The 14969-nt window shown below is 39.9% G+C and carries 10 protein-coding genes; all 10 read left to right on the top strand.

The genetic code is table 11. From position 1 onward, the window contains the following. Positions 1-87: 87 nt before the first annotated feature. The 10 genes from C9991_RS11140 (at position 88) to C9991_RS11095 (ending at position 14660) form a co-directional block, all read left to right on the top strand. The gene (locus C9991_RS11140) at positions 88-1131 is read left to right on the top strand and encodes a CBASS cGAMP-activated phospholipase (RefSeq protein WP_106812575.1); all 1044 of its coding nucleotides are present in this window, start codon (positions 88-90) and stop codon (positions 1129-1131) included. After that, complete coding sequence (locus C9991_RS11135) at positions 1128-2180, top strand: nucleotidyltransferase-like protein (RefSeq protein ID WP_106812574.1); 1053 nt, start codon at positions 1128-1130, stop codon at positions 2178-2180. The genes C9991_RS11140 and C9991_RS11135 overlap by 4 nt, the downstream gene beginning before the upstream one ends. Before the next feature lie 75 nt (positions 2181-2255). After that, positions 2256-5192, top strand: coding sequence for a P-loop NTPase fold protein (locus tag C9991_RS11130; RefSeq protein WP_157949454.1), 2937 nt, complete (start codon positions 2256-2258; stop codon positions 5190-5192). A gap of 128 nt (positions 5193-5320) precedes the next feature. Beyond that, positions 5321-7459 (top strand): amidohydrolase family protein, encoded by a 2139-nt coding sequence (locus C9991_RS11125; RefSeq protein WP_157949453.1) that lies wholly within the window; start codon positions 5321-5323, stop codon positions 7457-7459. After that, a complete protein-coding gene (locus C9991_RS11120; RefSeq protein WP_106812571.1) occupies positions 7456-7869 on the top strand; it encodes a hypothetical protein in 414 nt (137 codons plus the stop codon). The genes C9991_RS11125 and C9991_RS11120 overlap by 4 nt, the downstream gene beginning before the upstream one ends. Before the next feature lie 611 nt (positions 7870-8480). Next, a complete protein-coding gene (locus tag C9991_RS11115) occupies positions 8481-9872 on the top strand; it encodes a sugar phosphate nucleotidyltransferase (protein ID WP_106812570.1) in 1392 nt (463 codons plus the stop codon). A gap of 58 nt (positions 9873-9930) precedes the next feature. After that, positions 9931-11043: a GDP-mannose 4,6-dehydratase gene (gene gmd / locus C9991_RS11110; protein WP_106812569.1), complete on the top strand. Its 1113-nt coding sequence runs from the start codon at positions 9931-9933 to the stop codon at positions 11041-11043. Positions 11044-11045: 2 nt separating this feature from the next. Continuing rightward, on the top strand, positions 11046-12254 hold the full coding sequence (locus C9991_RS11105; protein WP_198643796.1) for a GDP-L-fucose synthase family protein: 1209 nt from the start codon (positions 11046-11048) through the stop codon (positions 12252-12254). Further along, positions 12254-13429: a sugar MFS transporter gene (locus C9991_RS11100; RefSeq protein ID WP_106812567.1), complete on the top strand. Its 1176-nt coding sequence runs from the start codon at positions 12254-12256 to the stop codon at positions 13427-13429. The genes C9991_RS11105 and C9991_RS11100 overlap by 1 nt, the downstream gene beginning before the upstream one ends. Then, positions 13422-14660 (top strand): FAD synthase family protein, encoded by a 1239-nt coding sequence (locus tag C9991_RS11095; RefSeq protein WP_106812566.1) that lies wholly within the window; start codon positions 13422-13424, stop codon positions 14658-14660. The genes C9991_RS11100 and C9991_RS11095 overlap by 8 nt, the downstream gene beginning before the upstream one ends. The last annotated feature ends 309 nt before the right edge of the window (positions 14661-14969 follow it).

Below are 14969 nucleotides of genomic sequence, written 5' to 3'. Positions count from 1 at the left end.
CAAAGGGCAATGCCCTAAATTGAGCACTAACAACCTATGCTACTAATAGTGTACTAACAAATGTAGATTTAAATAAGTTATAGCATTATGTTTAAAATACTTTCTATAGACGGAGGAGGAATTCGTGGCATTATACCAGCCAAGATTCTCGCTCTTGCTGAAGAAGAATTGAATCGAACTAATCATGCTTGTCGAATTTGTGATTATTTCGACCTAATTTGTGGTACTTCAACTGGAGGAATTATTGCCATAGGTTTAGCTTTAGGTATGCCGGCTCATGAGATTTTATCTCTTTACCGGGATAATGCCAAGACAATATTTCCTAATCAGAGTAACTTTAATAAAGTATTAAAGATACTATTTAAGAAAGAGCTATATAAGCGTGAAGCTTTGAAGAAATTTCTGTCTGATTCCTATGATGGGTATGCGGGAGAGAGTCCTGCACGATTGGGACATTGCTTAACTAGGGTCTGTATACCTGCTTACGATGCTGATCGGGGTATGATGCACGTCTTCAAGACTTCTCATCACCAGCAGTTAACTCGTGACTATCAGATACCTGCATGTGATATAGCTTTGTCTACTGCTGCCGCACCTGTATATTTTGATAGTTATGATTTTGAATATACGATAAAAAATGGAACGGAGATTCATAGGTATAAATCTATGATTGATGGTGGAATTATGGCTAATAATCCTACTTTGATTGGATATACAGAGGCTGTTCATTCACTTAATATACCAGTTAGAAACATTGCAATACTTTCTTTGGGTACAGGCAATAGAATGTTTAAGGATAATCCTCAAAAGATGACAGGACGCTATTGGCTATATAATAAGAAGCCATTACCTCTTTATGATTTGATATCTTCCGCTCAGGCAGATTATACAGATAACTTGATGAAATTTTATCAGAAGGGAATAGGCATAGGAGGTGAACAGAATTTTATCTATTGTCGATTGCAGCATTCTTTTGAAAATGATAATGTCATTGGTTTGGATGCTTCTGATAATCAATCAATTGAAACTTTGGAAAATATTGGGCAGTGCCTATTTTCTGATAATCAGACACAGATAATGGCTTTTTTTGAAAATCAAAAACAAGAATATAAACCTTTTCATACATTATGATTCAAGATTATTCAAATCTTATTCGACGGATTGAGGATCGTTACAATCCCGATCAAAATCGATTGGTAGAACAAAGGATGTTCTCTGATTTATCAACAGAAGGTAGGGATGTTGCCAAATACGTCAAGATGGCAATGTCTGCTGTTGATGATCATTATACGGCTATCACTAAGGAAGCCGGAGAGGTCGTGAAAAAGCATCTAAAGGATGAACAGCAATATATGAATGTCACTTATCGTTATCAAGGTTCTGTGATGACAAATACGCATATTAAAGGTGCAAGTGATATTGATTTGCTAACTTTTACCAATAAATTTGTCTCTACAGAAATCTTTGAGGTAAGAAAAATTTTAAAATCCCCTTATTCAAGTGCTTATGATTCTTATGATTTAACCAAGTTACGAAATTATGCAGATAATTTTTCTCTGTATACTGGTGATTTCCTTCAAGATTTACGTGAATTAAGGGCAAGTAATGAGAGTGTAATGCGTAAATGGTATGATGAATGTGACATTGAAAAGGCAAAAGCTGTCCACATATATAATAAAAATCTGAAAAGAGATGTGGATATTGTTACTGCGTGCTGGCAAGATAAAATAAATTTTGTAGTGAAAGAGGAGGAAAAATACCGAGGTGTTTCTATCTATAACAAGAAAACGAATAGCACAGAACCTTCAAGTTGTCCATTTTTAGCTATAGAAAATATCAATAACCGTAGTGCTGCTACCAATGGGCGATTAAAACAAATGATACGATTTTTGAAGAATGTTCGTTCTGATTCAGACGTTAAAATAGAGTTGACGAGCTTCGAAATAAATGCTGTTTGTTATTCTATCCCCGTAGATTCTTACAGAAACACGTACTATCTTGATATGGTATACCTGTTGTGGCATTATATGTATAATCTCTTAAAAGATGAAAATCAACTTTTACAGATTAAGTCGGTAGATGGTACAGAGTATGTATTCCAAAAGAATCGAGATAAAATAGCAGAACTCAGAAAGTTAAAAGATGAAGTTTGGCAAATTTATCAGAAATTAAATAATTAAGTAAGCACTCAAATTAGAAAGAAGAATGCCTTTTACCAAACAATAATGTATTACAGAACTAATCCTAATAAAATTATGGATAATCCCAAATATCCCGTACATATAGACTTAGAAAAGCTTAAGCGTAACAATCTTGTTTGTGATGAGAAATCCTTGATTCATCAGAGGCAATTTCTTGAAGTGTGTCGTATCATAAAAATGCGTATGGACGCATGGAATGATTATGACCCGACGAAGAAGATGGTTTCGATGAATGAGGTTATTTCCATATTTGCCAGACGAGGAGCAGGCAAGACAACGTTTGTAAAGTCGCTTAAAAGTATTCTACATAAAAGTGAAGAAAAATGTCATGGTGTGGAATGCGACAAATTGATGTATGTGGAGGTGATAGAACCTAATCAGATTCAGAAAAAAGAGAACTTCATGATAAGGTTTTTAGCTTCTATACATGATGTCTTCTCTGAGGCTATAAAAAAGAAAAGTGAGGAAGATCAGGTAAGATTTGAGAGGGTAACGAACCGTATATATGAGGCTTTGCCAGTGATAGATGGAGTAGGAAAACTCTCTATGTATGCTGATTGGGATGATTCGGAGTATGTAGCCGACCGCTTTATGGGCCTTGCTATTAAGGCAAAGGACTTGGAGAAGAGATTTCATGAGTACTTGGCAGTAGCGCTTGAATTGGTAAAAAAGAAAGCATTGTTGTTTGTGCTTGACGACTGTGATGTGAATATCGAGAAGACGTTTGAGATACTTGAGACAATACGACTCTTCTTTACTTCTCCCCAAGTGATAGTTGTGATGACAGGTGAGTCGTCGCTATATGGCATGACAGTAAGACGTAATTATTGGAAATTCTTTGACAAGGAATTTCTTGATAAGGAATGCGGTGATGGAGCTGAGGAACGTAAGCGTATTGAATACAAGAAAATGGTGAACAGATTGGAGACGCAATATTTACAGAAGATGATAAAGCCTGAATGTAGAATTGCTCTCGACAATCTGTTTGAAAAATACCAGTCGAATAGATTTGTAACTAATAAAGACGAACGTTATTCAGTACATATAAAATTTTCAAATGACAGGGAAGAGGAACTGACAAATATTTATCGAGAAATATTGCTGATGCTTGGACTGACTTATAGTAATCAAACAGATGTCAATATATATGTTGACCATTTGTTGAAACAGCCATTCAGAAATCAATATCGACTGTTGTCAGTATATAACGACTGGCTTTTGACAATAAACAAGCAAGTTCCAAATGTACAGGAACTATCGGCTACAGAAAAACAGGAACTGACAGACAAATTACAGAAGGTGTTTGAGGTGTACATAAATCAATTTTCTTCAGATAATAAGCATCTTATGTCGAAGACACCTATTTATGCTGCATGGATATTAAAGTTTCTTATAGACAATAAGATATTGGCAACAGGATCGCAAATGTTGCCTAATATGGAAAATGATAGCCTGAACAATGCATTGTTTGCTCTTGGTGCGTCATGCTCACGTCAAATTCAAAACAATCGTTCTATAGCATTTGATTTTTGGGTAAGGGTGTCATTTGTACGACAGGCTTTATTGGCTCTTGGTGAAGATGGAAAAAAGCTAAACGATTTTGCTCATCTTTATCATGATATGGGAATATGCAAGATATTGGGTAATGTGCATGCTTATGTGAATGCAGAAATGAACATAATACCCAATATGAGGGTTGTTTCTTTCGAGAAAAACAAGATGTGTGGAGTGTATGTCTTGTCAAAGCCTGTATTGTATGTAAATGGAGCGTTTAAAAAGAAATTAGTAGACCTTGTACAGCTTACCACAGTAGCATCGGATATGAAAGAAACGTATATGGTTTCTTTCTATAAGATATTGGCAGTATTAGCAGAACTATTGCGGTCGGCAGAGAAGTTGTCAGACATACCATCTTATAGTAATATAAATGAAGACGATGGTTCGCAGATTTCTGATCTACAAACTGTATTAAGAGACAGATTTAATCGTTTGTCTCAGATTCATACATTTATGGAGCCTTATGAGCTTCGAACGGACAGAAACTTAAGACGGAAAAATCTAACTCAACGATCATCATTAGAAGAGTTGGGAAACGCTGAATACGAATTCTTTAATGATTTGGATATTTGGATTGGTAAACCGTCCGATTCAAAAAAAATTACTGTGTACAATTTGGACAGAATTTTTTCAAGGATGTATTACACCTTAAAAGGAGCAGAATCAGAGGTTGTGTCAACATATAAATCATTAGCGGATGAATTAAGCAATTGTGTGTTGGCTTTTTGGAATGCCTGTATAATAGAGCATAGCATTGTTAACAAAAAGATGAATGGCATACAGTTGAATCATCAGGGAGATATTGCGTGGCTTTTTATAACAAATTATAGGGCATTTATTATTAATAATGTTTATAACAGAAGAAATGAGAAGACTTTTGTTGATTGGATACTTTCATGTCCGCTTATGAGATGTTATGTAGATCCCGAGATTTTAAGGTTAATTGATAACTCGTCTATAAGTTGGAATGCTTTTGAGGCTAAAAGAAATTTGCGCAATTCGGATTTCGTAAAAAAGGAAATAGAAAAAATAGAAGGATTAATTAAGAAGTATGATGATGATCTTGATGAAATTTCTGGTAAAATAAATAGTATAATTGAAGCGCGTTCACATGAACGGAAGAAAATTATTCTTGAAGAAGAATTAAAGAGAAAAGATCTTGACCGTAAAGAAAAGGAAGAAATAAATGATGATATAAAGCATATAGATTTGTTTATATCATTACTAAAACCTCTGGAACCGTTAGAGGAGTTGGAGAATATTCAACGTCAGACGAAAATGCAACGATTAAGGTATGTTAATCAAAAGAATGGTTTAAAAGAAAAATTAGATGATGCTGAAATAAAGTCGAATAAAAAAGGATCTAAATCAAATCAACATGTTTTTACTATTCCATATAATGTATATGAAGAAATTGCCAATATAGAGTTATAATGCGTTTACCTTTTATTTCATATTTGTTGTGCAACCAATGGGCTTTAAATGTCTATGAACATAAGGGTGAAAATCCTTCTGTAGAAGATATTAAACGTCACCTTTATACTTTGGCAAAATGTCTTGATATGTATAAGCCTGACTATTGCTTTGTTGATGACATGAACGAAGAAATGCAGGATGTGGGTGTAAGTGATGAACATAGTTTGTCGCTGTTTCTTGTGAAGAGCCTAAAATGGTTGGCCAAACGCTATCTGTTGTATCTGAAGGGACGCATGTATGTAAAGAAGGAGATGCTGGAAGAATGGATGGAGGTAGTAACGGTGTTTCCACCATTGGTGATTGAGGCAGCTTTCTTCTTGGATAACGAACAGTTAGCACTGGATGAGCCTGCTTTCTTCAGGAATGTGTTGCGACCTCTATTTGCCAATACTGCAATAAGGCGACCGTATCATAGAAATCTGGAAAAACTTGTTGAAGAGGCAACGGGACTTTCTGACTTGCATATACATATTAATGGCACTTCGGAGACGGATATGATATGGTGGTCGCAGATTGGAGAAGTGGATATATGGAGCCGTAGCTTTGATGAGGTCTGGGGATATAGCGAGGTAAATAGACAGAGGGAACAGCTGTCGGAGGTTCCATTGTCTGTATATAAGAAAAGACTTCGTATGGGCAAGCAGTTTATAAATGATATTCTTAAAGAGTTGACGGCTTGTGAGAATTTAAAAATGCTGTTTAGGACCAATCAAATGTTTTATCACCCTAAGTCTTTGGATGAGACTCCGCGACTTGCGTTGGGTGCCTACTTTTATATAAAAGTGCTTCAGTTTTTAGTACATCCTGAACACAAGAAAGAGACATCGCATAAGTTTTATCATCTTCTACTGATTTTGGGTAGTGTTCACAGAATGATTGTACAACAGAAATGGCAGAAAGGTTTTCCGCAGTTTCAGATGATTACCGAAAATGGATATCGATGGCGACATGAAGAAAAGAACTATGAAAGCCGTTTCGCACAATTATCTTATGATAATGGTTTTAGGTTCCTAAGGTATATAGAGGGAAGATTTAGTCCGAAACTTACCTTTGAGGAGAATATGGCTCTTGTGAATGGCATAAGTAAAGGGTTCAAGACTTTCAAGGCTAAAAATAATGCAGACGATGTGGATTTGAGACTTATAGCGCATTTTATCAAGATGAAAGACCGCTATCCAAACTACCATTTTTGCAGACATAGAGACTTGAGGGTAATGAACCATAAAAAAGCTATAGCCTTGAATCAAATGGGCTTGTATCTTGAGCAACAAAAGAGGATAAACATTGTAGGCATTGATGCGGCGGCTAATGAAATGGATGCCGGACCAGAAGTGTTCGCTCCTACATTCCATTGGCTTAGAGAAAAATGGAGGAAGCGAAACCGGGATTTGCATTTTACATTTCATGCCGGCGAGGACTTCAGACATATATTTAGTGGACTGAGAATGATGGTTGAGGCTGTGGACTTTCTTGAAATGGAACAAGGTGACAGAATAGGACATGGTACAGCTGCTGGAATAAGTCCGCAATTATGGATAGAAAGAATGGATGGCTCTGTCAATATCAGAAAAGGGGAGTGGCTTGACGATTTGGTTATGGTTCATGAGCTTATTCTGAGACCGAGCAATCCATACGCCGATTTGGTGGAACTCTTGCCAAGAATACATGCTGAGATAATGGATTTGTATCATGAAATATATGACGACAACAATAGTGTGTCGGACATGGTGAAGGCTTGGCAAATGAGAAGGCAAGAACCTAATGCCGACAGGAAGGATAAGTCGAGAGTTGATAGAATGTTTTGGGCTTATCATTTTAACTCCAATGTGAAGACGAGATACAACCAAATGATGTCTATAAAGATAAGGCAAAGCTATTTCTCAACTACGCATATAGAGCATTTGCAGAACTTGGTGCTTGACTATATAGCACATAAGGATATTGCGATAGAAGTGCCATTGTCTAGTAATGTTGCTATCAGCTTTTACAATAATGCTAATGAACATCATCTGCAGAGGTGGATGGACGATTCGTCGGATAATGACTTGTTGATACCGCCGATTGTTGTTGGTACTGATGACCCTGGAATATTTATGACTAAAATATACATAGAATATGCCAGGATATCTTCTTATCTGGAAAGTCACGGATATGGATTCAATGCGCGTGTGGAAGCAATAAAGAATATGATAAAAACAAGTAACTATTATCGTTTTAAGGAATGAAAACAAATGAATTGAGCGTTGTAGCTGCAGGGCTTTTTATGTATTATTATGACAGTAAGCAAGAACAAGATGCAGATGTCTTTGTAAACATTTCTTCCGAGCATAAGGATGACGCTTATCGTTTTATGCTTTTGTCGAGAAACAGAAGAAAGTTCTCTTTCTTCAGGTTTGACAGCCGTTCGATTGTTGAAGGCAATGGTGAGGTTTTCATTGATTATGGCAGTGGGGATGTTTATTATGTTCTTCAACGTGGCTATAAATATATAGAAGTGTTGAATCGGAAAACTAAAACTATGTTCTCTGCATCGTTGCAAGGGTTGAAGCGATGTCATGTAGTAGATTTGTCACATAGGACAGTGGTTAACTTTGAAATAGAATATAATAATGTTGGACTTCCAGAAACAATTTGACACAATAACTGGGGCACTAAACATTTTTGACATATCTTATTTAAGCCCACAAATTAGGGCTTAAATTAGTAAGAGATATTTTCGCTGCAGAACCTAAAAATGAATTATGTACAGCAGTGAAGATTTGGAGCTTTTTCGATAAGTCATGAGCAAAGCAAGATTGCTTGAACTTTGCCATGGCGAGAAAAAGTATATAATACTTAACAAACAAGTGAAATTCTTAACATCTCAATATATAGGCACTTGCAAAAGTGCCTATACAAAGGGCTATGCCCTAAATTGAGCACTAACGATGTAACCAAGAAAAGATGTAGAGAATGGATTGAGGAAATATGCAATTCTCAAGCAAAGAAAATTAACGGATAATTAATGTTCAATTAATGGTCATTAATGTTCAAAGAATTCAAAACTTTATTCAAAATCCTAATGCAGTTAACCCGCTAAATTCTCCATACCGATACATCTGAAGTTGTTGTATGTATTTATGGCTCTGCCATTGAGCGTTTCTAAGATGAGCAAGGAAATGAAAGGGAAATGGTAGTGATGAAGATAATAGTGTTTGCAGTGAAAGCACATAGATATAATATAAACAGAATAAAAACTAATAAAATATGCAACTAATATTACTTTCAGGAGGCTCCGGCAAGCGTCTGTGGCCTCTTAGCAACGATGCACGTAGTAAACAATTTCTTCCATTATTGGCTTCGCCAAATGGTGGTATGGAATCTATGATACAGCGTGTAGTACGCCAAATTCGTGAGGCAAAGCTTACAGACAATATAACGTTCGCAACCAATGCAGTACAACGTGACAGTATTATCAACCAGTTGGGCGAGGACGTTAATGTAGTGACAGAACCTGAGCGTAGGGATACATTCCCTGCCATTGCTCTTGCTGCAAGTTATCTTGCAAAAGAAAAGAAATGCAATGATGACGAGGTTGTAGTTATCATGCCTTGCGACGTATATACAGAGTCAAAGTATTTTGCCACTATAGCCAAAATGGTAAAGGCTGTTGAGAATAACGTTGCCGACCTTGTGTTGATGGGCATCACTCCTACTTACCCAAGCGAGAAGTTCGGATATGTAGTTCCTGAATTAGTTACATCAAAAGAATCGGTCACTTCATCAGAATCAGTTAAATCAGAAGAATCCGTATTCAATAATGACTGTCTCCGTGTAGCACGTTTCACCGAGAAACCCAATGAGGAGATGGCAAAGGAATTGCTTAAACAGAATGCCTTTTGGAATGGTGGTGTCTTCGCCTTCCGTCTTGGTTATATGATGAACATCGTAAACCAATACATACAAACAGAGACATTCCAAGAGACCCACAAACGTTATACCGAGTTTCCTAAAATCAGTTTCGACTATGAGGTGGCTGAAAAGGCTGAGTCAGTAGCCGTTGTTCCTTTCACTGGTGAGTGGAAAGACCTTGGCACATGGAACGCATTATGCGAGGAATTGCCAAGCACACATATAGGCAATGTAATGATGGGAGACAACAATGAGAACACTCATGCTGTAAACGAACTTGGAATACCAGTATTCTGCAACGGACTAAAGGATGTGATAGTAGCCGCTTCTCCTGACGGCATAATGGTGTGCGACAAACAAGACTCGGAGAAGATAAAGGACTATGCCAATAAACTCACTACACGTCCCATGTATGAGGAACGTCGTTGGGGAACCTATCGAGTATTGGATAACGTAGAATACGAGGACGGCACACGTTCATTGACAAAGACGATACACCTAAATGCAGGCAAGAACATAAGCTATCAGTTGCACCATCATCGCAGCGAGGTATGGACCTGCGTAGAAGGAGAAGGTATCTTTGTCTTGGATGGCGAGCGCAAAGATGTAAAGCGTGGTGATGTGATGAATATATCAGTAGGACATCTCCATGCCATTAAAGCCACAACGGACTTGACATTCATAGAAGTACAGATAGGCAATCCACTTGTGGAGGAAGATATAGAGAGATTCGAATTTGAATGGTAAATAAAGAAGAATAATAAGCATTTCAATAATATACAACATAAAAGCAAATTTTTAATTTATGAGCAAACAGAACATTGCCCTTATCACGGGCGTTACAGGACAGGATGGTTCTTATTTGGCAGAGCTGCTGTTGGAAAAAGGTTATGATGTACATGGCGTTATCCGCCGTTCCTCAGTTGATTATCGTGAGCGCATCGCTCATCTTGAGGGAAAACCACACTTTCATCTTCACTATGCCGATCTTGGCGACTCTATGTCTATCGTAGGTGTTGTGTCAGAGGTTCGTCCAACAGAGATTTATAATCTTGCAGCACAGAGTCATGTACAGGTAAGTTTCGACTCTCCAGAGTTTACAGCAGATGTGGATGCAGTAGGTGTACTTCGTATAATCGAGGCAGTGCGCAAGGTAGGACTTACCAATACATGTAAGATATACCAAGCTTCCACTTCCGAGCTTTACGGCAAGGTGGAGGAGGTTCCGCAGAATGAGAACACACCTTTCCATCCTTTCTCGCCTTATGCAGTTGCCAAGCAGTATGGTTTCTGGATAATAAAGGAGTATCGTGATGCATACAACATGTTCTGCTGCAATGGTATTCTCTTTAATCATGAGAGTGAGCGTCGTGGCGAGACATTCGTTACACGCAAGATAACTCTTGCAGCTGCCCGTATTGCCCAGGGCTTGCAGGACAAACTCTATCTTGGCAATCTTGACTCATTGCGCGACTGGGGTTATGCCAAGGATTATGTTGAGTGCATGTGGCTTATCCTTCAGGCTCCAAAGCCAGAGGACTTCGTTATTGCTACTGGTGTACAGCACAGCGTTCGCGAGTTTGCACAGCTTGCCTTCCATTATGTGGGCATAGAACTTAAGTGGGAAGGTAAGGAAGAGAACGAGAAGGGTATCTGCGTAAGCGGACCGGAGAACCTTGTAGGCAAGACACTTGTTGAGGTTTCTCCTGACTTCTATCGTCCAACAGACGTTGTTAATCTCTGGGGAGACCCAACCAAGGCCAAGGCAAAGCTTGGCTGGAATCCTAACACTACCTCATTCGAGGAGCTTGTAAAGATTATGGTTGACCATGATATGGCAAAGGTAGCATCTGAGGGTGCGGCAGCCAAGGTACGTATGAACCTGGCTGAGTATTTGGAGAAGGGAATTGTAAAATAATTATGTTAAGTAAAGACAGTAAAATATATATAGCAGGACACCACGGACTTGTGGGTTCTGCTATTTGGAACAACCTTAAGGCTCGTGGCTACAACAATCTTGTTGGACGCAGCCATAAGGAGTTGGACCTTACAGACCAGCAGGCAGTAACACGTTTCTTTGATGAGGAACGTCCCGATGCTGTAGTATTGGCAGCCGCATTTGTTGGTGGCATTATGGCTAACTCTCTCTACCGTGCCGACTTCATAATGCAGAACATGAAGATGCAGTGCAACGTGATAGAGAATGCCTATAAGCATGGAGTAAAGAAATTGCTATTCCTTGGTTCAACATGTATCTATCCTAAGAACGCTCCGCAACCGATGAAGGAAGATTGCCTCTTGACATCTCCATTGGAATATACCAATGAGGAGTATGCCATTGCGAAGATTGCGGGATTGAAGATGTGCGAGTCGTATAATCTGCAGTATGGCACCAACTATATAGCTGTTATGCCTACAAACCTATATGGACCGAATGACAATTTCCATTTGGAGAACAGTCATGTTATGCCGGCAATGATGCGCAAGATATACTTGGCTAAGCTCATCCATGAGGGCGATTGGCGCAGCATTGAGGTTGACATGAACAAGCGTCCTATCAATCCGACAGACAAGCTTCGTGCAATAATAGGGGAGGGCAATGTTGATGGAAGCAACTCTCATGAACGAATCTTGAAGGCATTGGAGTTTTATGGTATATATAATAATAAGGTGGTGCTATGGGGTACAGGCACTCCGCTTCGTGAGTTCCTTTGGAGCGAGGACATGGCAGATGCAAGTGTGCATGTGCTCTTGAATGTTGACTTCAAGGATATTATCGGTATCGAGAAATACAGCAGCGTGTTCTATGGAGCAAAGGCAGATGGAGCCGTTGACAGAAACAACTCAGAAGGTCGTGGCGGTGCAATTCCATCATTAGGCGAGATACGCAACTGTCATATCAATGTAGGTACGGGTAAGGAACTTACCATTCGTGAGTTGTCTGAACTTGTTGTAAAAGCTGTTGGCTTTGAAGGCACAATAGAGTTTGATATAACAAAGCCAGACGGAACTATGCGCAAGCTTATTGACGTGAGCAAACTCCATTCGCTTGGTTGGACACATAAGGTGGAGATAGAGGATGGCGTTCAGAAGCTGTTCGAGTGGTATAAAGACAGCCTCAACAGCTAATGAAGTCAATCGTAACACGTAAATACCTGATTCCGTTTGCCCTTGTAGCATCCCTGTTCTTTTGTTGGGGATTTGCGCATAGCATACTTGATGTGCTCAACAAGCATTTTCAGAACATGCTGGAAATCTCCAAGACCCGTTCTGCCCTTGTACAGGCAATGGTATATGGAGGCTATTTCATCATGGCAATTCCGGCAGGTGTCATCATAAGGAAATGGGGCTACAAGGCAGGTGTAATCACAGGACTTATACTATATGGTATTGGAGCGCTCCTCTTTGTGCCTGGCGAACGGATGATGTCTTTTGAGTTCTTCCTGCTATGTCTCTTCATCATCGGTTGTGGACTCACATGTTTGGAGACCGCTGCCAATCCTTATGTCACAGTGCTTGGCGAGCCTGATACGGCAGCCTCACGACTCAATCTCGCTCAAAGCCTTAATGGATTGGGATGGATAGTAGGTCCATTGGTAGGCGGACTTATCATCTTTGGTGATTCAGGTTCAGTGGCACTCCCTTATGCGGTCATCGGAATCGCAGTGCTTGTTATAGCAGTATTGTTCAGCCATATGCAGTTGCCCGAGATTGTGGATACTTCCACCTCCGAGAAAGCGGGTCTAGACAAACTCAGTAAATCAGCACCTTACCTTTTGGGCCTTGTTGCCCTCTTTGCTTATGTGGCAGCCCAAACAGGCGTAAACAGTTTCTTTATCAATTATGTTACTGAAGTCTCAAGCACAATAACCAATCAGCATGCGGCCCTGATGCTCTCCTTTGGAGGCATGGGCTTCTTCCTGGTTGGCAGACTCCTTGGCACATGGCTGATGAACTACCTCTCAGCCACACGACTGTTGCTGATATGCGCCGTGGGTGCCATGATATGTATGATAGGTGTGATATGTGGCGGAACCGTCGGACTCATATCATTGGTAGTGACCTATCTGTTTGAGAGCATCATGTTTCCAACCATCTTTGCCCTTGCTCTTCAAGGACTAAGTACATCAGCCACCAAACGCGGTTCCTCCTACTTGATTATGACAATCGTAGGTGGTGCAATCGCTCCCATGCTAATGGGATGTATAGGCGAGAACAATATGGCCATCGGCTTTATCATTCCCCTTGTCTGCTACCTTGTAGTAGCTACCTATGCTAAAAAAATTAAAAAGACTTATGAATAAGAAAGTATTTGTTAGCGGATGTTACGACCTGCTTCATAGCGGTCATGTTGAGTTTTTTCAACAGGCGTCGCAGTTTGGCGACCTCTATGTGGGTATTGGTTCAGACGCAACCTACCAAGAGTACAAGCATCGCAAACCTATGTTCCCGCAGGAGGAACGCCTGTTTATGGTGAAGAATGTCAAGGCTGTAAAGGATGCCTATATCAATCAGGGCAGCGGTGTGCTCGACTTTATCCCCACACTCGACATTGTTAAGCCCGACATCTTTGTGGTAAACGCCGAGGGAGGTTCTGACGACAAGCGTCAGCTCTGCAAGGAGCGTGGCATAGAGTATGTGGAACTACAGCGCACTCCTCATGCAGGACTGCAGGCACGCTCCTCGTCATCATTAAAGGCGGAGTTGTCAAAGGCAAGCGACGCTGATGCCTCAAAGGGTGACAGCTGTGGCATACCTACACGTCTTGACTTGGCTGGCACATGGATTGACCAGCCTTATGTGTCGGTGTTTCATCCGGGTTGGGCAATAACAATATCACTTGAACCAACCTTTGAGGTGCGCGACCGTTGTGGCTTGTCTACATCTACACGCAACATGATCAAGAAAATCTGGCCAGTTAAACTCCCAAAGATGGACCCCGAGATGCTTGCTCGTCTTGTGTTCTGCTTTGAGAACAATCCTGAACGTGAGGATGGCCATATTTCTGGAGCGCAGGATTCCATAGGCATTTGCGTGCCTGGTCTCTGCCGCCATTACTATGACAATAACTTCTGGCCTAAGAAGATTGAGAACACCAACGACGAAATGACTCTCCGTTTTCTTGAAGAGCATCTTGTAATGGTTCCTCTTGACCCTCGTCGTCCCGGTTGCTCAGTAGTGGAAGGCAAGGATATCACTCCTGCCAAGGTAAAAGCCCTTGCCGATGCAGCCGACGCTTGTTGGTCGGCTATCCTTGCCCATGACTTGCAAGCTTTTGCCTCAGCATATAAGGCATCATTCAATGCACAAATAGCTATGTTCCCTGCAATGGTAAATCCAGTGGCTTACGGCAAGCCATGTCCAGAGGCAAGCGTGGAACCGTATATACAGAAATATAGCGCAATGCCTGGTGTGCTGGCATGGAAGATGCCGGGAGCAGGTGGCGGAGGTTATTTGGCGTTGGTTGTTGAAGACGCTAAGGCTTTTGCGCAAGAGCATCGCGAAGCCATAGAACTGCATATTCGAAGAGTGTAATAGTTATGTAAATAAGGACGCTTGCTATGCTTTCGAGCGCTCCATATTAATGACGAAATTACATGGTGATGATACTTTGACATTAGTGGATAAGCGGAAACGTGTAATTGAGAGTGTAATTTCTTGTCAATTTTTAGTTGCGTCACTTGTATTAAGTATGTGTTCATATATAAAAATAGATATGATTACATACTATATCAATATTAAAATATAGGGGATAGGAATTAATTTTCTCTCTTACCCTCCTATATAAGACTTTAATAGTTCCAGATGTTAATTATCAATCAATAATTTAATAAGTCAATGGAG

Origin of the sequence: Prevotella merdae (assembly GCF_900290275.1) — a bacterium.
GTDB classification, from domain to species: Bacteria; Bacteroidota; Bacteroidia; order Bacteroidales; family Bacteroidaceae; genus Prevotella; species Prevotella merdae.
Note: the sequence above shows the minus strand (reverse complement) of the source record. Positions and strands in the feature narration are given on the sequence as shown.

What these genes read in the sequence shown, in the direction of transcription:
- C9991_RS11140 (WP_106812575.1), top strand. Translation starts at nt 88, where the DNA reads ATGTTTAAAATACTTTCTATAGACGGAGGAGGAATTCGTGGCATTATA.
- C9991_RS11135 (WP_106812574.1), top strand. Translation starts at nt 1,128, where the DNA reads ATGATTCAAGATTATTCAAATCTTATTCGACGGATTGAGGATCGTTAC.
- C9991_RS11130 (WP_157949454.1), top strand. Translation starts at nt 2,256, where the DNA reads ATGGATAATCCCAAATATCCCGTACATATAGACTTAGAAAAGCTTAAG.
- C9991_RS11125 (WP_157949453.1), top strand. Translation starts at nt 5,321, where the DNA reads ATGTATAAGCCTGACTATTGCTTTGTTGATGACATGAACGAAGAAATG.
- C9991_RS11120 (WP_106812571.1), top strand. Translation starts at nt 7,456, where the DNA reads ATGAAAACAAATGAATTGAGCGTTGTAGCTGCAGGGCTTTTTATGTAT.
- C9991_RS11115 (WP_106812570.1), top strand. Translation starts at nt 8,481, where the DNA reads ATGCAACTAATATTACTTTCAGGAGGCTCCGGCAAGCGTCTGTGGCCT.
- gmd (WP_106812569.1), top strand. Translation starts at nt 9,931, where the DNA reads ATGAGCAAACAGAACATTGCCCTTATCACGGGCGTTACAGGACAGGAT.
- C9991_RS11105 (WP_198643796.1), top strand. Translation starts at nt 11,046, where the DNA reads ATGTTAAGTAAAGACAGTAAAATATATATAGCAGGACACCACGGACTT.
- C9991_RS11100 (WP_106812567.1), top strand. Translation starts at nt 12,254, where the DNA reads ATGAAGTCAATCGTAACACGTAAATACCTGATTCCGTTTGCCCTTGTA.
- C9991_RS11095 (WP_106812566.1), top strand. Translation starts at nt 13,422, where the DNA reads ATGAATAAGAAAGTATTTGTTAGCGGATGTTACGACCTGCTTCATAGC.